This window comes from Paenibacillus sp. UMB4589-SE434, assembly GCF_030226685.1.
Classification (GTDB): domain Bacteria; phylum Bacillota; class Bacilli; order Paenibacillales; family Paenibacillaceae; genus Paenibacillus_B.
In genome coordinates this window covers 456572-471272 of sequence record NZ_JASOYK010000003.1, presented here as the reverse complement: position 1 = coordinate 471272, position 14701 = coordinate 456572, and the positions used below count along the sequence as shown (strand labels likewise).

Here is a 14701-nt window from a genome sequence, read left to right as displayed (position 1 = left end):
TGAATAGAACCCGAGGTCAGACAGGTACATCGCCTTCTTCGGTTTCTTGTTTTGGATTTCTCCGCCGTGAATAATTACCTCGAACTCTTCATCACGTTTTTTAGCCTTCATGAGCGCCCGTATCTTAGGAATGGTCATATCCTCCCATTCACTGTCTGAAATGCCGTTAGAGACGCACAGAGCCCACAAATCAAGCCAATTTGTTTCTCCGCCATCGTTATCCTCGTCTTCGTCTCTATCAGGATCAGGCGGAAATGATTCCTTATAGAAATCGTTCTAGGACTTTATCCAACTCCTCGATGCCGAACTCGTCGATTTCGTCGTATTCCTCATCCGTCAAACCATCAACCAGAAGCAGCGTGAACAATTCCTTGTAAGTAGTCTCCATTGCAGGGAAGTCTATTTCGTCAGGACCCACGACTGTTAACTCCCGACCTATGCAATGCGAAAACTTGTATTTTACATCCTTCATCAGTTGTCGTACTTGACGTATTAGCTTCACGCTGCCGATTTTCACATGTTTAATACATCCTTCTGAAAGACGAATCTCGCTGCCAATGTTCAAGGATTGATCCATAGTTTGTTCGTTCATCCTTTACCCTCCAATATGAATACCCCCTACCAGCAAGGCAGGGGGGAGTATTGTTACAATCCGAATGTTAACGTGGCCGCAAACCCGTCCGGATTATCAGGTGTTTTGTCTGCTTCCATGATCTCAAGTGACATCTGGTTAACTTGTGGTTTCTTACGCTCCTGCGAAACGTCCAATGTACCGCCGCCTAGCGCCTTAAAGATCGTTAATTGGCATGCGACAGGCTCGCCAGTCTTGTCATTTGTCAGTGTAAAACGATGAATGAATTTGAACGGTTTTGGCTTACGCATTCCAGATAGTCCGGTTCGAGTACCTTTATCCTTTTTCCATTTGAATAGAACAATGATGTTTTTGTCATCATTTGCACTGTTTGAGGTGATTTTCCCGTCATCAGTTACACTATATTGCTCGGCCGTAGGTGTAGTCGCTGCTTTTGTAAGTGGCTTTAACGCGCCTGTGATATTGTCTTTCAAATAGACTTTTTCACTATCCTTTGCATATGTGCCGCTGAACTTTGTAGGAGCTGTGACCGTGTATCCATTAGTGGGGTTTAAGATTCCTTCTTCGCTTTCATCAAAACTAACTTCACCGCTCACTGTTTCTGCGCCCTGAGATAATTCAGCAAGCGCTGGAGAATAACGTGGAACCTCAATACTTACTTTGTCCTGAAGGTCTTTTGCTGTGTAGTGGAAGGCATAACCCGAATCACCACCCATGACCTTTTCCCAGTCGAACTGCATTTGCATTGTGACCTTATTAATCTTTTCATCAATGTATTTCAACGATCCATCTAGGCCTAATGCCCAAATCGTACCCACTCCATCAAACACTAATGGTTGCATGTGTGTGCCTCCTTATAATAAAAAGGAACCGGTACTAAACCAGTTCCCATAGTCGTTTATCAATTTCATTTATTCGTGCATACTCAGGTACCTCTTTGTAACCATCAACAGGTTCTAAGTCGCCCCATAAGCCTAACTTCTGAGCCAGAGTAATTTTCTCTTGAATAAGTGCTTCAAGTTCTGTTTTCTCTTTCGTGGCCACTTTCTATCACCTCAATTCATCCGTAGATAATCTACGTCATACACTGCGGAATACCCTTTAACGCCTGTAATGCCCGTTGCAAAGTGCGTATCAAATGCCAGTTCACAACAAAATGTGCGGAACCCTTGTAATTGAATTGATTTATCGTGAAACAGATCAAACGCTCGATCAGCCATTTCCCGAGTTTGTTTAGTCGTATGGCTCAAGAACTCCAAGCAAAACTTCCCTTCATATACCAAGTGGTTACGAGTGAATCGTCCTGGCTTGATATATGCCAGAATCATCGGGATTGTATCTGCTGTAATAGTGTGATCAGGTTCCATCCCTCGAACTATCCTCTTTGCTAACTCTTCTTGAGTAGGAGCAATAGGTAATCCTAGCATCTGCAATATCTTTTGATCTGACCTGAGGGTTGCATAAACCGCATCAATGAGATTCATATGTCACCCTCCTAAAAAGTATCTATGATAAGGGAAGTCCTGTATAACCCTCATAAATCCTTGCATGATCCGATTGCGATTTTCTTTGACCGCATTTCGCATAAAAAAGCTTGGAGGCGTGGGAAGAAACCCTGCATCCAACTCGCCGCTTTGTGCCAATGCTTCAAGGTTGCGGCCCGCATACGAACCTCCCGAATACCTGACAGTTCCGTCAATGCCTTTGTAACTACCTTCCCAACGTCCTAACACCGCTCGTGTAGTCCTCGATCGCAGTTTGTTCCATGCTTCCGAGTTCATATATGTTACTAAACCTCTATTCTCTTGAGGTCCAGCCATCATTGATCCTTTACCAAACTGCTCCAGCCAAGCTTCCCAATGATCGGCGCTTACTTCCCCCACTAACATTCCATTACCTAAAAAAAAGACCTGCTTTTGCAAGTAATTTCGAACATTGGGGTAGTGGCGGATGTTTACATGTGCTGTTCTCATGATCAGGTCGGTTAGATGTTCAGCCTCACGGAATAAATCACGCCGTAAATCTTGTGCAGCTCGTTCAGCGTCGAATCCTGTGTAGTGCGTGATCATCGCATATCCACCGATAGTTGTGTATATAGCAGGTTCGGCATTTTAACCTTGTCCACCACATTAGCCATAAACGGTTGTTTCCCTATCATTATACGTTCAGGATGACCAGACTCTTGCGGCCCCCTAACCTTTAAACTCAATGGTGCAATGATGATGTATTCTGTTTCTGGCAGTAGACCTATGTCCTGTTGCCTCATAGCTGCAGTAACGTATTGGACAAACACCGTAACACCGGATTGTTCTAATGCAAAGTCCGGTCTTCCTTTCGGGTTGTCTAAGGCGTCATACTCTTGCTTGTATCTCAACACATCAACATCTATATTGGTTTTTATTAGCCCGCAGTACGCATCCTTTTCCGTTGTGAGCCGTTTCGACTGTACTAGGTATATATCTGACGTTTCAACAACAGAACCGCTTAAAACGCCTGAATTGGAGGCGAATAAACCATTAAAAAGGTATTCTCTCGATATGATGGATGTTGACTTGCTATCACGAGATAAAATAACCCAATCTTCCTTACCATCCACAGTGCAATGTGTGTGTCGATGGGAGAATTCATGAAACATTCAATGCACCCCGCGTTTCTTGCTCACTCTTGTAGGTCCTGTTGCACTAAATACCGGATGTTCAGCTGTATCCTGTGTGGAAATGAAATCTATTAAGTCGTACGCCTCTTGCATCAGTAACTGCCCACGCTTCTGCCAATCAATCTGGAAATGCTCATATGAAAAGTCAAAATCTTTTTTGGACTTAGCTATCCTAGTGGACATTGAAGGAGCTAATATAGCAGCCACCATATGAATAGTGGCTGCATAGAGAAAAGCTTTATCATCATCTAGGAGTGAAGCATAATCAGGAACTGCAGCAATTACTTTTGCTTCAGCGACGAACAAAACAGAAGGCGCATCGATGTCAGTGTTAGGTAATATCTTGTCACTGACACCAAGAAGCGCCTGAATCTCTCGATGATAAGTATCTGTAATTAGTATTTTATTCGCCATCTGTATGAGCACCTTGTGCGTCAATAGCTGCTGTTAACTCATCACGATTCATTTTTGAGTATTTAGGGACACCGAGTTCTTTTGCCTTCGCTCTTAACTCAGCCAATTCGTCCTTATCCTCTGTGGCGTTGTCTACAATCTCCGCCACTAACTCACCAGTGGCAGCGTTTTTGATTTGAGATTCTGCGATATGGACAAGACCTGCAGGGGCATCTTTTATGATATCCCCTGCACTGTAATCTCCCACGCCCTCGATCAACACTTTTATGGTTGTCATTAGATACACACCTCTCTTATGCGATCGTTGCGTAAATATGCCAGTTTACATATTTCAAACGTGGTAGCACAGTAGCGCCATTTACCACAGCCCAATAATCTGGATCTCTTTTAAATTCCTTGGCAACTGCAAACTTGCCTACATGACCTTGGAAAATGTCCTCATAGTTGTTTGGACTGGTTACTAAGTCCATCATAGTACCTGTAGCTCCCTCACCCAGTATGATACAAACATTGTCAGGGATAAACGGGAGGAATGTACCTGTATCATCGATGTATCCACCGTCATAAACCTCATAATCAAGGCCGCATAGCTGCTGTACCACTCCTTTTAAGCTATCAGCAGATACAAGGTCACGTCCAAACATGTTCTTAACAAGATCCTGAATCTTTTTGTTCTGTTTCAAGTAGACGTCAACTTTCTGATTCACCACAATGCGTTTTGGCTGTGCTCCAGTACCACGATACAAGAGTTTCCACTTATCGATATCTGCTAATGGATCAGAAAGAACTGTATCACTCCACAGTACAGCCGCTGTAGGTTTTTGAGAGTTAGGCACCTTGTAGTCAACTGGGTATGCAGGCTTAGACGATGTAGCTGGAACAAGCAACGACCCTTTTAGCGATGTCCACCGAAGCCACTCGAACCGTGTTTCTAAACGTTGGTTCAACTCAACCATACATTCTGTCATGTACTGTTCTCCCCAACTACGCTCTAGCTGAGTTCCAGGTGCACGAAGTTTTGCAATCTTTTCACGGTCTATAATTTTCTTTTCCCGCCATTCCTGGTTTGTAAAGTTCAAATGTCCAATAGCCGGCTTGTGTCGGATAGGGGACTCATCATTAAGACCGGTTGGTGGAGTCATCCCAGTCTCGTCATATGTGATATCATATTCGATTGTTAATCCAAGTTCTGGTTTCAAATCTGATCCGCCTGTAAGGATTTGCGCTCCACGGAACTGTGTAATGTCGGTGCGAATAACCTGCACCATTTCAGTAAGGTAATACGGATCTAATACATTTGCCAATTTAATTTCCCCCTTATACGAAATAGCAAAGCTTTAAAACAGTCTTTGCATCTGTGTCCAGCCCTGTCAGTTTAGTAGAATCAAAAATGCCTGCTATCCACGCCGAAGCACCGATATCGGATTGAGAAATGTCTGCATCATTGTCTAAGATGCACACGGCCACTTGTGAGCCATCTGTTGCTGCCTTGTTGTAAGGTATGAACTTGTCCTTGTCTGCACCTGCTGCTGTGATTCGACCCAGAACTGTTCCTTTTGCCAAGACTCCTGTTCCCTTCTTTAGCAACACGCCTCCTGGCAGCTTCGCTTGCAATGCTGTTGAAGCAAGCACTTCCTTAAATTCTTGGGTGTATGTTACCCCGGGTCCAGGAGCGCCTCCATATTGTGATGGATTCATAATTATTTGTCCCCCTTCATAAGGTGAGAAAAGCCTGTACGTTTCAGTGAAGCCCTTGCATCTTCCGCTGCCTTTGCCTGCCGTTGTTCTGGTGTAAGTTCGCTTTTGTCTTGAGGATTTGTAGGTGCACTATTCAATGCATTTGCAGGCAAGTCAATATCTTCACCTGTTGTGTGGCGACCACCGCCACCTAGCACTGCTTTTGCATGTTCATTGTACGTATCACGGATCTTCTCGATCTCTGACACTTGTAGATGGGACAAGGATAACTTCATTGCCTCAACGTTAAAAGCTTCACCTAGTGCCCTCACCCCTGCACCACTTGCTTCTTCGATAAGATTCAACTTATATTGCTCACCTACTTTTGCTTGAACGCTTAAGGCGTTTATTTTCGCTAGGATAGTGTCATCTGTTTCAACACCCAATGCTGTTTTAATTTGGCTCAATACATTTGTTGTTTGATGTGCTGCCAATGCAGCAGCTTTCTGTTCATCAGTCACGCTTTCATCTCCTTCAGCCCTAAGTTGGGCATTTTGTTTTGCAGTAAAGGCTGATACTCCACCTTTGTTACTAAAAAAGTAAAAGACGCGTTCATCACCATTTAGTGATTTAGCGTCTAATGATAACGGCTCATATTCAGTTTGACTTTCCTCATCCTCGTTATTAGGAAGGGCCGATAAAGTTCCTCTGGTAATTCCAGCTCCTTCATAACCACCATCAAATACGATGGAGTTTTCCATGATATATCCATCATTCGCTAGGACTAAGCACTCTTTCCCATCATACAGTTGGCCACGAATATGTGAGCAGTTTGATCTGTAATAGCTGTCCCCACAAATGCTGCAATTATGTTCTGTCGTGATAAAACCTGCGGAAGTATCAAATATCGTCCCTGAATCAATTCCCAAAGCAAGGTGATCTGTAGCTATCCCGTCAATCTCCTGTCCTTTGACCATATAGTGATCTCCATACAGTTCTAGTTCTCCATTGGCCTCCTGCTTTATGAGACTGTCAAATGTACGCCCATAAGGGAAAGATAGAGCTCCAAACTTCGTCCAAGAATGATCCAACAGCAGCGCAACACCTTCTTTTACTTGATCTGCCATCTTACGAAGGAAGTTAGGTGTTATCTTCATTTTGTACTTATCGATTCTCTTGGTCCCTATAATTTTTGCTGTAAACACATGTGTCTGATCTTCCGTTAAAGGGACTACTGCAAGTTTATTAATCTTCGCCAGTTGTTCCGCTGTCGGTCTCGCCATTTTCTTCTTCACCTCCCTCCAACTGTTTATCATGCTTGCTCTGAAGTCGTTCTAGCAGTTCAGGTGGTATCTTCTGATCAAACCCAAGTGTCCATCTCATCTCCTGTGCAGCCTCTTCTGGAGTGATGTAGTAATTCTTCTCCGCCTCAGTGAGATTGTACAGTTTGGCCTTTCGATCAGCTTCCACTTCGTTTTCGCTTCTCAGATCAATTGGATCATAGTCTGCTATAACAGTCGTTTGAACGCCCCTTACACGTGCTGCAATCGAAAAAGCCCGTTTCCAAAAACGTTTAGTGACGCTTCGGGCGGACTCTATAGTTTTTATATAGATTTGTGTATCAATAGAGCTATACGTTTCAGTTGATCCTTGATGCCTGGATAACAGTGTAAGTAATGTTTTAAGGGATGTTGCCAATTGGGTATCTATGATATCAATTAGCTTCTTGACATCAATCATAGGTCCGCTATTTCCACCCTTTAAATACTCTACCTTAACGCTGTCCCAATGGAATAATGAATCATCTGGATTTAATGATTCGAAATGAGTCTGGATCTCGTTTAATCGTTGTGTCAGGTACTCTTTTTGCTTACTCGGATCCTGAGCAATATTCCTCGGCATGTTCTTAATCATGATTTCTTCCATCAGTGATATGTCCAACCGTGGATAACCTTGATTGTGGACCACGGCCTTTAGGTCCTGTAACACCTGCAGATGGAAGAACACAACTTGTAGCACAGGCAAAATAGGTGTTCGCCCATATGGATCATCGACCATGGGGTCCAGTTCCTCATATATGAAGGTTGGCGTGTCAATTCGCTTATATTGCCCAAACCACGTTTCACCTTGTTTCATACGAGGATTCTTTACATATTGCCACGGTATTAGACGATTGGTCTCTGTATCACGCCGAAACCATATCAACGATGGATCTACTGGCACTATGTCAACTACGTCATTCGCGCGTTCGTTCAACACAACTTCACCTGCACACGCCCCACGGACCATAACCATCATCCGTTGGATTGTGTCCAACTTTTCCAATGACCTACCATGTTGGTACCCAGCCGAATCAAGAGGAGTATTAAGCATTTCTTTTAATTCATCAAGTGATCGTTGCCCATTCTTATCGTCACTACCATTACTTTTTTTTGCCGTAAAGGTTAAGTTAGTATCTCCCATTCGCAAGTAAGTGTACAGTGCGTGTGATACGTCAGGATGAACAGACACTAGCAGCTCCAATAATTCCTCAGCCGTATAGCTCTGCAGCTTTGTTAGGTCTAAGTTGTGTGCGTGTTGATACTTCTTCGGCAACCAACTAAACATGTCCCATCTATTTGCATTTTTAGGTTCCGTCAGTCTACCGGCACCCATCATCTGTTTACGTATTTCTGCTGGCAATACTGACGCAGCCAATCGATACACGAGACTTTGATACCATTTCAATTTCTCACCCCCTATCTCCGCTTGAGGCTTACTCCACCAATCGACGGAACCATAATATGCTCTGATGGGTCTAACATATACTCTCCAAAGGTCAAAACAATAGCGTCCGCTCTGTCAGGTGACTTTAGCGCACGCTTCTTCATGTCCTTTTTACTTTCCAGTATCATCTTACCTTTACTCGTCATACTCCATTTACGAGTACTCAATTGTGCAATAAGCACATCGTCATCAGGAAGCTGCAACACAGGCTCCAAACCAAGCATAAAAATACTCATGTTTTTCTCAAGTTGATCCCGAACAGATGACCACATCTCTGTCACTAGGTTTCCAAAGTGCTCATCCAACGAAGAAGAACCGTTATTGATGGGAATGATCTCATATTGAAGTCCTTCCTCAGACACAACTTCATTTAGTCGATCCGTTACGCCACCACCAACACCACTATCATCCACTCTTACACGTACATGATTGATCTCTGGGTGCTCATCTAATACATCACGAATCAGCTTCAGAACCCATCCTGTAGTCACCATTGTGTCTTGCTTATAGTGATGGTGCTCTTTAACAACTCTCCCACCAAGTCCAGCATATATGGATGTCTCGTCGTCTCCAAATCGAGCAACGTCTACACCAACTGTCAACACATCGGCTGTCGGTTCGAGTATTACTTTTTTAGCTGCATGCTCCACAACTTCTAATGATATAAACGAATCGGATTCACCGCGTGGAAACTCTCCTTCAACTCGAATCCGGTATACATCGCTGCCATCTCCATACTTACGTTTAAGCATGGCAATGTTATCTTTACTTGTGCGAGGGCTATCAAGACAAGATACCTTATGGGTCCTGTAGTCCGCTCTATCCCTATTGTGTGAATCGTAGAACGTACCGCTTGTACGTGTTGGGTTACCACACATGAGCAGCTTATTTTCAGCGCCAGACAATGTTCCAAGGATCGTTTCCATGATTGGGTCTGCAATACCAGAAGCCTCATCTACTACAAAGAGCATGTAATCCTCATGGAAGCCTGCCATATTTTCAGGACGTGTCGCTGTTCTAGCTGTCGCAAACCAACGCTCTTCTTGGCCGACCATATAAATTTTGGTCTTTGTCCACTTCAACAAGTTTTTAACATGTGAAGTGTTCAACCACTTTGCAACCTCTGCCCACAGCACGTCATAAAGTTGCTGTTTGGTTGGAGCTGTACAAATCACTTTAGGATGCGGTCTACAACACAAGTACCATATCACAATAACAGCCTCTAAGCCTGTCTTCCCGACTCCTTGCCCTGATCTTACGCTTACCTTAGGATGCTGGGCTAAATCCCTCATTACAACTGCTTGCCACTCATCGGGATCAAAGTTAAGTATGTCTTGTGCAAAAGCTGCAGGATCGTCCCAATATAGATCAATCAAGTCTACAACAACGTTGTATGGCTTACTCATGTCCGCTCAACTTCTCTCGACGTCGTTTTGCTACTTCTTCCAATGCCGATTGCCATGTTTCTGTATCTGAACCTTTATTGTCGCCTTCTAGCACTTGGACCTCAGCTTTAAGTTTGCTTATTCTCAGGGTCCGTTCTTCGTCTGCATCGTCTTGACGACACATTTCTTCATAATGTTTAATAAGCGACCTCAACTCACTCATAGCACGGCTTTGTGCAGATAGGAATGCCGCTTGTTTATCCCAAGCATGCTGCACTTCCCATTTCTCACCCCATACATTGCCGCCTTTTTCTTCAATTTTGGTCGTTGTACTATCATCACGATCTTTGACGAACATTATCTGCTGCGCCCTAAGTATAGCTGCATATTGAATCATGATCTGATCCCAAAGCATGTCCAATGGTGATCGTTCCGCTATCTGCTGCATAATATCAGCGGTGTCATCGGGTAGGTACTTACGAAAGAATCCATGTGTTACAGCGTTGCTATTTCCTTTTGGAGCACCGCCATCGTTCCCGAGAGCATTTTGATTGCCTTCGGGTGCACCCTTTCTGTTTGTGTGCACACCTTTTCCATCGGGTGCACCCTTATTTCTTTGCCAGCTATGTCTTTGCTTCCACGACTTTACTGTGTTGAGCGTAACGTCATATTTGTCTGCGATCTCTTTGTATTTCAGGCCCAGCATGTAATCCTGCTCTGCTAATATGTGCTTGTCCATCATTTACACATCTCACCACCTCCATATTTTGGTTAGTGTTGTTTTGTAATGAGAAAATAAAAAAGCACCGGTTAAGGTGCTTATCTGCTCTGCAGTTTTTGAGTTATCCATTGCAATTGATATTTCATTTCTTCGTTTTGTGCCCTTAACGTAGATAATTCTCTTGCAAGATCATTAGTATGCGTTTCAATCTTATTGCCGATGTTATAATACTCGACAGAATTAATTACTGCCCCACACGATGAACATTGAATAAAATAATACTTATATGTTGCTCTTTGTACGTTTGCTTCTCTAAGCTCGAACAAATGATGCCCGCAGCTTATACATTTTGACATAGCCATTCTATCACCTCCCTCTCGTCATAATTCGACATTAGGAAGGTATTTCCTCCAAGATATCAACAGCACCTACTAGGATCCAAAAATCGACGCTTTGTCACTAACTTTAATTTTTTGCGGTGCTTTCACTTCTTCCAAAGAGGCTATATGACTTGGGTTTAATGCAAATCCTGAGAAGTACACCATCCCATTAATCAGAGACCCATCTTTATGAGTCAAAAACATTTCATTTAATGTTTCAATGTCATAACTGACTTTATATTCTTTACCATTACTCATAAATATTTTTGTTTTCATATTCACATTCACCTCATTAGTTTTGCGACATATCTAGTATGCCGTGTGTCCCAAAGTAGTACAGACAACATAGTCCTGCAACACCCATTACAATACTAAACGCATGTCCACGTACTCTTAATACTTTTAGAGCTATTGCCAACACAAATAAAGGTAAGAACATGTACATTAATAATAATTTGAACATTTTTAAAATTATTTCTGAAAATTGACCACCTATATTTAACCCCAAATCTATCATTTAACCCCTCCTTTATACCTATATCATAAGACAGGATTAATTTCCCTGCAATGTAAAATACCGCCCCCAAAGGGACGGCTATATAGGAAGGAGGAGAAACCTTAGTTTAGACGCTGCACAGTTGCTCCTTATTAGGTTGTTATCTGTGCATGTTGTTTTATGCGTCTCTATATATAGGTGGCATTCGTACGGGGTGATTTTATAAATAATCAAATAAGTCAGCCTGATTAATATGATGTCGTAACTTTGTGTCAGCAGCCTCAACAAACCATTGTATAGTGCTCTTTTCCAGTCCCAATAAATTTGCAGTCTCGCCATAAGAAAATCCGTTACCCCTCACTAACTCATAACATTCCCGTTCCCGTGGCGACAACTGTCCTAGTGCAAACTCTACTTTGTCTATCTCTCTGTCAGACAGTGTATGAGCTTGTACAGCTCCGCCTCCTGATGTTTTAGCAATGTATGCCTGCATCCTAATAGGATCAACTGCTCGCTCTCTCTGATAGGCTGCTAGACGTTCTACACCTCTTTTGTTACCTGGTCTCCGTCCTGTCTCCATCCACTCTAGATCGTATTCTCGATCCGAAATCATTTCACTTAATAGCTTAATATCTTTGTCCAACAGAGCAATTTCTTTCTCAATATTTGTCCGCTCATTTTGCAACGTAGTTATCACTGTGAGCTGCGCCATATACGCCCTACGCTGATCTCTCAGGTCCTTTAATGACTCTCTTGCTTTTATGAGGTCCTTACGTACTTGTTTGTACTGTACCATTAGTTGTTCCATGTCTGTCACCTCATACTGATCTACTTGCCCCATATCTCTTTATAGCAACTTATACATACTTTTATCTTGTTTCCGTTCACTTTGTTCTCCATACCATATCTAGCTGGCTTGTCTTTACATAAATCGCATATTTGTTTAGGCATCTGTATCTTCTCCTATCAGCAACTCCGGATTCTCGTATATATTGCCAACTTTCCTTGTGCCTTCAGCCCAGCAGTAGTCCCGATCAAATTCTATAAACTCAGAAATCCAAAGGTATCCGTCTGGTAAACTATCAGCAACAAACATAAAACCACTGCCGCAATACTGCACTTTGCAAACATGCTTCTGTCCTTCGTACTCTACCTCAGCAATGTCTCCTTCATACAATTCTTCCTGCTCTTCTGTATCATCGTGCACTCCGGTGTATTGCGTTGGTTCTCCTGCCCCAACTTCGTTTTTGAAGGCTTTACCATCAACCATCACAACGTCTTGGTTCATTTTTTTACCGTCCCACGCTCTAAACTTGATTGGTCTACTCATCCTCTCCATCCCTCCAGTAGAATAGTGTATTCTCACATTCTAGGCAGATATGAATGTATCTCCCGTTACCATCTGTTAAAGCTGTCTTTGATTCTTTCTCTTTGCATACTTCGCATGTTGGTCTACTCATCCCCTAATCCCCTTTCCTAAGTGTTAATGTTAATGCGGAATTGTTAATGTGATATCTAATGCGGATACTAGATCATTTGCAGCGTCTTTATTTACTTCTACTTCTGTAATGTCTACTTCTTCTGGCTGCAGCCTCATTCCCGTTTTAGAAAAGATATTGACCAATAATGCGTATTTTACTTCGTCAATGTTTAATTTAATTTTCATCCCCTAAGCCCTCCCTTGATATATAATCACTCAACCCTAAGATCACATACCCTTCTTTTAAGAATGCAAGATCATCAAATAGATAAGTAACATTGAGAACGATAGCACTGCCTGTGTATCCTTCGCTAGCTGTCCATTCCTTCAATACCAAAGTGTCGCCGACAGAAAAACTTCGGTCATTCTTGCGGATTTCAAACGTCTTCGTTCTGTCCCATACTGCTTGGAAGTATTCTGGCAGGATCTTGAGTTCATGCTTTTGATTACTCATTCCCTGTACCTCCTGCTCTCTTGTCCAACTTATTCACTTTATCTACAAGTTCGTTTACCTTGTCAGTAAGTTCATTGCAATAAATTGCTAATGCTGATACATCCTCACGAGAATTATGGAACAAACCACCACCAATGGACGTTCTAAACTTTTTTGTGATTTTCTTAATCATTCCTCTGTACCTCCTGACTCCCTGTTAATTTATTTTTACAAAGTTAGTAATCACAACCGGACTGTTTAATCCCCATTTATCTCCTAAATCTATCTCTAGTTTTTTTATGTCCGCTGATGATAAATTACCGTAACGCTCCATCACCCAAGTTTCGCGCCCTACATACCCTGCGTGTGACCATGATATTAGATATCTGCCTCTGTATCTCATGAGTCAGTACCTCCTGATCATGGCTAATATAGCGGCTTTGGTGATGGCTTCAGGTGCTGTGTCAGCCTCTGCATGAACTGATCCTATAACACTCAGTTTTCCTATTTGACAATCATATGTTTGACAATCATATGTTCCACGCCCACAATGCATATCTACCCAATGTGTTTTGAGCATGATATCAACTAAATCCCATGCTGCTGAAATATCTTCTGAATATCGTGGCAGTGTCCCATACGTTCCATCTTGATTTAAATTGGTGGTTAGTGATTTATAACCCGTTAATTGAGCAGCAATTGCATCAAGTTCTCTTCCAACTGGCATACTCAATATCTGCTCTCTTGTATACTGTGTCATGACTCTTCCTCCCAGTTCCACAGGCCTTGCTGCCCCTTTGCTGCAACAGGTTTCATTTTCTTTACATCCGACATTTCCCACGCATAACGCCCTTCGGAGTAGTATCCAAAATCGCTCTCAGGTTTACGGATGAACTCGACCTTATCAAAGTCGTATTGATTATCAGGGCATCTGACAATATGCACTCCATTATCGATTGTGTCGTAGATCATATAACTACCTGTAAGCTGTGCTACCGCCACAACTGCACCTGTCGGCAGGTTGTCTGCTGTATATCCATGCTTTGCTAGGGTAGACTTGATCGGTTCCATCATGCATACTTCCTGGTCTATCTTCTTGCCTGCATGGATCGCCAGTGGCCCCCTATGCTTAGTAGCCCAGCTGCGTGTTTCGAATTTCTTTTCACCGATAGCAATTAAAGTCGCCCAAGGCTGTATGATCGTTATTGCTTTCATGACTCCGTTACCTCCCTAACCCCAAATTAGATATCCTGCGAGTAAACCTACCAAAAACACAATCAATATTATGAAAGTGATGATCAGATAGACTTTTCCTGCAATCGCTTCTGCAATCCCCATTACCCTTTATCCCCTTGTATGCGTTGTATGGCATCTCTCGCTCGTTTACCAACATCACTTGATACCATTGTCTTAAACTTACCCTCGCCATCAAATTCGCCTGCAAACCAATGACATGCCGTTGCATACCAATCAAGAGTGTTTAGTGCGTCTTGGAGCTGTGTATTTAGATGTTCTATTTCAGATTTTGCTATATCTAGCAAATCAGTTACACCATAAAATACATGTAGAGTTTCTTGATCCGTAAGCCCATGACGATCTCTAATTTCGATAGCAAATGCCTTTAATTCAGGTCCAGCCTTCAACTTGCTTTTTCTAAGTCTATATTCCTCTGCCTGAGCCAGTGTTAGCTTATTCATTAAG

26 protein-coding genes are annotated in these 14701 nt (G+C 42.7%); all 26 read right to left on the bottom strand.

What is annotated here, in order from left to right:
• Positions 1 to 262 precede the first annotated feature (262 nt).
• The 26 genes from QP775_RS14735 to QP775_RS14610 all read right to left on the bottom strand — a co-directional run bounded on the left by QP775_RS14735 (position 263) and on the right by QP775_RS14610 (position 14697).
• The gene (locus QP775_RS14735; RefSeq protein ID WP_285107088.1) at positions 263 to 592 is read right to left on the bottom strand and encodes a hypothetical protein; all 330 of its coding nucleotides are present in this window, start codon (positions 590 to 592) and stop codon (positions 263 to 265) included.
• 53 nt (positions 593 to 645) lie between these two features.
• Positions 646 to 1434 carry a hypothetical protein gene (locus QP775_RS14730; protein ID WP_285107086.1) on the bottom strand — a complete coding sequence of 263 codons (789 nt, stop codon included), beginning with the start codon at positions 1432 to 1434 and terminating at the stop codon, positions 646 to 648.
• A 34-nt stretch (positions 1435 to 1468) separates the two neighbouring features.
• Positions 1469 to 1636 (bottom strand): hypothetical protein, encoded by a 168-nt coding sequence (locus tag QP775_RS14725; protein WP_285107084.1) that lies wholly within the window; start codon positions 1634 to 1636, stop codon positions 1469 to 1471.
• A gap of 11 nt (positions 1637 to 1647) precedes the next feature.
• A complete protein-coding gene (locus QP775_RS14720) occupies positions 1648 to 2076 on the bottom strand; it encodes a hypothetical protein (protein WP_285107083.1) in 429 nt (142 codons plus the stop codon).
• A gap of 3 nt (positions 2077 to 2079) precedes the next feature.
• On the bottom strand, positions 2080 to 2661 hold the full coding sequence (locus QP775_RS14715) for a hypothetical protein (RefSeq protein ID WP_285107081.1): 582 nt from the start codon (positions 2659 to 2661) through the stop codon (positions 2080 to 2082).
• Positions 2658 to 2966 carry a hypothetical protein gene (locus tag QP775_RS14710; RefSeq protein WP_285107079.1) on the bottom strand — a complete coding sequence of 103 codons (309 nt, stop codon included), beginning with the start codon at positions 2964 to 2966 and terminating at the stop codon, positions 2658 to 2660. Before QP775_RS14710 ends, QP775_RS14715 begins: the two co-directional genes overlap by 4 nt.
• Before the next feature lie 261 nt (positions 2967 to 3227).
• Positions 3228 to 3662 (bottom strand): hypothetical protein, encoded by a 435-nt coding sequence (locus QP775_RS14705; protein ID WP_285107077.1) that lies wholly within the window; start codon positions 3660 to 3662, stop codon positions 3228 to 3230.
• Complete coding sequence (locus QP775_RS14700; protein WP_285107075.1) at positions 3652 to 3939, bottom strand: Rho termination factor N-terminal domain-containing protein; 288 nt, start codon at positions 3937 to 3939, stop codon at positions 3652 to 3654. The genes QP775_RS14705 and QP775_RS14700 overlap by 11 nt, the downstream gene beginning before the upstream one ends.
• A gap of 16 nt (positions 3940 to 3955) precedes the next feature.
• Positions 3956 to 4966 (bottom strand): major capsid protein, encoded by a 1011-nt coding sequence (locus tag QP775_RS14695; RefSeq protein WP_285107073.1) that lies wholly within the window; start codon positions 4964 to 4966, stop codon positions 3956 to 3958.
• Positions 4967 to 4979: 13 nt separating this feature from the next.
• Complete coding sequence (locus QP775_RS14690) at positions 4980 to 5360, bottom strand: head decoration protein (RefSeq protein WP_285107071.1); 381 nt, start codon at positions 5358 to 5360, stop codon at positions 4980 to 4982.
• Positions 5361 to 5362: 2 nt separating this feature from the next.
• Positions 5363 to 6622, bottom strand: coding sequence for a hypothetical protein (locus QP775_RS14685; RefSeq protein WP_285107069.1), 1260 nt, complete (start codon positions 6620 to 6622; stop codon positions 5363 to 5365).
• Positions 6585 to 8066, bottom strand: coding sequence for a hypothetical protein (locus QP775_RS14680; RefSeq protein ID WP_285107067.1), 1482 nt, complete (start codon positions 8064 to 8066; stop codon positions 6585 to 6587). The genes QP775_RS14685 and QP775_RS14680 overlap by 38 nt, the downstream gene beginning before the upstream one ends.
• An 11-nt stretch (positions 8067 to 8077) precedes the next feature.
• Positions 8078 to 9511: a phage terminase large subunit gene (locus tag QP775_RS14675; protein WP_285107065.1), complete on the bottom strand. Its 1434-nt coding sequence runs from the start codon at positions 9509 to 9511 to the stop codon at positions 8078 to 8080.
• Complete coding sequence (gene terS, locus QP775_RS14670) at positions 9504 to 10232, bottom strand: phage terminase small subunit (protein WP_285107063.1); 729 nt, start codon at positions 10230 to 10232, stop codon at positions 9504 to 9506. The genes QP775_RS14675 and terS overlap by 8 nt, the downstream gene beginning before the upstream one ends.
• Positions 10233 to 10309: 77 nt before the next feature.
• Positions 10310 to 10573, bottom strand: a complete 264-nt coding sequence (locus QP775_RS14665; RefSeq protein WP_285107062.1) for a hypothetical protein — start codon at positions 10571 to 10573, stop codon at positions 10310 to 10312.
• 69 nt (positions 10574 to 10642) lie between these two features.
• Entirely contained in the window at positions 10643 to 10867 is a 225-nt protein-coding gene (locus QP775_RS14660; RefSeq protein ID WP_285107059.1) for a hypothetical protein, read from the bottom strand.
• 16 nt (positions 10868 to 10883) lie between these two features.
• On the bottom strand, positions 10884 to 11108 hold the full coding sequence (locus QP775_RS14655) for a hypothetical protein (RefSeq protein WP_285107058.1): 225 nt from the start codon (positions 11106 to 11108) through the stop codon (positions 10884 to 10886).
• A gap of 199 nt (positions 11109 to 11307) precedes the next feature.
• Positions 11308 to 11928 (bottom strand): sigma factor-like helix-turn-helix DNA-binding protein, encoded by a 621-nt coding sequence (locus QP775_RS14650; protein WP_285107055.1) that lies wholly within the window; start codon positions 11926 to 11928, stop codon positions 11308 to 11310.
• 102 nt (positions 11929 to 12030) lie between these two features.
• Positions 12031 to 12417: a YopX family protein gene (locus QP775_RS14645; protein ID WP_285107053.1), complete on the bottom strand. Its 387-nt coding sequence runs from the start codon at positions 12415 to 12417 to the stop codon at positions 12031 to 12033.
• A 159-nt stretch (positions 12418 to 12576) separates the two neighbouring features.
• Complete coding sequence (locus QP775_RS14640) at positions 12577 to 12753, bottom strand: hypothetical protein (protein WP_285107051.1); 177 nt, start codon at positions 12751 to 12753, stop codon at positions 12577 to 12579.
• The gene (locus QP775_RS14635) at positions 12743 to 13021 is read right to left on the bottom strand and encodes an ASCH/PUA domain-containing protein (protein WP_285107049.1); all 279 of its coding nucleotides are present in this window, start codon (positions 13019 to 13021) and stop codon (positions 12743 to 12745) included. The genes QP775_RS14640 and QP775_RS14635 overlap by 11 nt, the downstream gene beginning before the upstream one ends.
• Positions 13014 to 13193, bottom strand: a complete 180-nt coding sequence (locus QP775_RS14630) for a hypothetical protein (protein ID WP_285107047.1) — start codon at positions 13191 to 13193, stop codon at positions 13014 to 13016. Before QP775_RS14630 ends, QP775_RS14635 begins: the two co-directional genes overlap by 8 nt.
• A gap of 24 nt (positions 13194 to 13217) precedes the next feature.
• On the bottom strand, positions 13218 to 13403 hold the full coding sequence (locus QP775_RS14625) for a hypothetical protein (protein ID WP_239327522.1): 186 nt from the start codon (positions 13401 to 13403) through the stop codon (positions 13218 to 13220).
• Between the two features lie 3 nt (positions 13404 to 13406).
• On the bottom strand, positions 13407 to 13760 hold the full coding sequence (locus QP775_RS14620) for a BC1872 family protein (RefSeq protein WP_285107045.1): 354 nt from the start codon (positions 13758 to 13760) through the stop codon (positions 13407 to 13409).
• Positions 13757 to 14215, bottom strand: coding sequence for an ASCH domain-containing protein (locus tag QP775_RS14615; protein ID WP_239327520.1), 459 nt, complete (start codon positions 14213 to 14215; stop codon positions 13757 to 13759). The genes QP775_RS14620 and QP775_RS14615 overlap by 4 nt, the downstream gene beginning before the upstream one ends.
• A 122-nt stretch (positions 14216 to 14337) precedes the next feature.
• The gene (locus QP775_RS14610; RefSeq protein ID WP_285107042.1) at positions 14338 to 14697 is read right to left on the bottom strand and encodes a hypothetical protein; all 360 of its coding nucleotides are present in this window, start codon (positions 14695 to 14697) and stop codon (positions 14338 to 14340) included.
• Between the last annotated feature and the right edge of the window lie 4 nt (positions 14698 to 14701).

Coding starts and splice junctions, on each gene's coding strand:
- QP775_RS14735 (WP_285107088.1), bottom strand. CDS start 592: ATGAACGAACAAACTATGGATCAATCCTTGAACATTGGCAGCGAGATT.
- QP775_RS14730 (WP_285107086.1), bottom strand. CDS start 1,434: ATGCAACCATTAGTGTTTGATGGAGTGGGTACGATTTGGGCATTAGGC.
- QP775_RS14720 (WP_285107083.1), bottom strand. CDS start 2,076: ATGAATCTCATTGATGCGGTTTATGCAACCCTCAGGTCAGATCAAAAG.
- QP775_RS14715 (WP_285107081.1), bottom strand. CDS start 2,661: ATGATCACGCACTACACAGGATTCGACGCTGAACGAGCTGCACAAGAT.
- QP775_RS14705 (WP_285107077.1), bottom strand. CDS start 3,662: ATGGCGAATAAAATACTAATTACAGATACTTATCATCGAGAGATTCAG.
- QP775_RS14700 (WP_285107075.1), bottom strand. CDS start 3,939: ATGACAACCATAAAAGTGTTGATCGAGGGCGTGGGAGATTACAGTGCA.
- QP775_RS14690 (WP_285107071.1), bottom strand. CDS start 5,360: ATGAATCCATCACAATATGGAGGCGCTCCTGGACCCGGGGTAACATAC.
- QP775_RS14685 (WP_285107069.1), bottom strand. CDS start 6,622: ATGGCGAGACCGACAGCGGAACAACTGGCGAAGATTAATAAACTTGCA.
- QP775_RS14675 (WP_285107065.1), bottom strand. CDS start 9,511: ATGAGTAAGCCATACAACGTTGTTGTAGACTTGATTGATCTATATTGG.
- terS (WP_285107063.1), bottom strand. CDS start 10,232: ATGATGGACAAGCACATATTAGCAGAGCAGGATTACATGCTGGGCCTG.
- QP775_RS14665 (WP_285107062.1), bottom strand. CDS start 10,573: ATGGCTATGTCAAAATGTATAAGCTGCGGGCATCATTTGTTCGAGCTT.
- QP775_RS14660 (WP_285107059.1), bottom strand. CDS start 10,867: ATGAAAACAAAAATATTTATGAGTAATGGTAAAGAATATAAAGTCAGT.
- QP775_RS14655 (WP_285107058.1), bottom strand. CDS start 11,108: ATGATAGATTTGGGGTTAAATATAGGTGGTCAATTTTCAGAAATAATT.
- QP775_RS14650 (WP_285107055.1), bottom strand. CDS start 11,928: ATGGGGCAAGTAGATCAGTATGAGGTGACAGACATGGAACAACTAATG.
- QP775_RS14645 (WP_285107053.1), bottom strand. CDS start 12,417: ATGAGTAGACCAATCAAGTTTAGAGCGTGGGACGGTAAAAAAATGAAC.
- QP775_RS14640 (WP_285107051.1), bottom strand. CDS start 12,753: ATGAAAATTAAATTAAACATTGACGAAGTAAAATACGCATTATTGGTC.
- QP775_RS14635 (WP_285107049.1), bottom strand. CDS start 13,021: ATGAGTAATCAAAAGCATGAACTCAAGATCCTGCCAGAATACTTCCAA.
- QP775_RS14630 (WP_285107047.1), bottom strand. CDS start 13,193: ATGATTAAGAAAATCACAAAAAAGTTTAGAACGTCCATTGGTGGTGGT.
- QP775_RS14625 (WP_239327522.1), bottom strand. CDS start 13,403: ATGAGATACAGAGGCAGATATCTAATATCATGGTCACACGCAGGGTAT.
- QP775_RS14620 (WP_285107045.1), bottom strand. CDS start 13,760: ATGACACAGTATACAAGAGAGCAGATATTGAGTATGCCAGTTGGAAGA.
- QP775_RS14615 (WP_239327520.1), bottom strand. CDS start 14,215: ATGAAAGCAATAACGATCATACAGCCTTGGGCGACTTTAATTGCTATC.
- QP775_RS14610 (WP_285107042.1), bottom strand. CDS start 14,697: ATGAATAAGCTAACACTGGCTCAGGCAGAGGAATATAGACTTAGAAAA.